The 348-nt window shown below is 36.8% G+C and carries 1 protein-coding gene; it reads left to right on the plus strand.

Going from position 1 to position 348, the window contains the following annotated elements; genetic code table 11:
* Positions 1 to 348 (plus strand): toprim domain-containing protein (locus AOA59_RS31810; protein ID WP_143522886.1); only part of this gene is annotated, 348 nt, incomplete at both ends.

A 348-nucleotide genomic window follows, 5' to 3' on the forward strand; every position in this document is an offset into this window, starting at 1 on the left:
ACATTAAATAAAATTAAACTGGCTCAGGAGAGACGTGGAGTAATCATATTTACAGATCCTGACTATCCTTGGGAAAAAATACGTAAAACTATAGAGAAGGCAGTACCTGGTTGTAAACATGCATTTCTTTCAAAATCACAAGCGGTGGATCTTCGAAAAAAGAAAGTGGGGGTAGAACATGCCTCTAGAGATGATATATTACATGCATTACATCATGTGAAGGCCTCGTATAGTGAATTAGAAAAAGTGGAGATTACACAAGGAGACCTTATTGCTGCAGGACTAATAGCAGGGGACAAAGCGGAATTACATCGAGAAAAAATCGGCATAATATTAAATATAGGATAT

The organism is Pseudomonas sp. 2822-15 (genome assembly GCF_002742515.1).
In the GTDB taxonomy this organism is placed as follows: Bacteria; Pseudomonadota; Gammaproteobacteria; order Pseudomonadales; family Pseudomonadaceae; genus Aquipseudomonas; species Aquipseudomonas salomonii.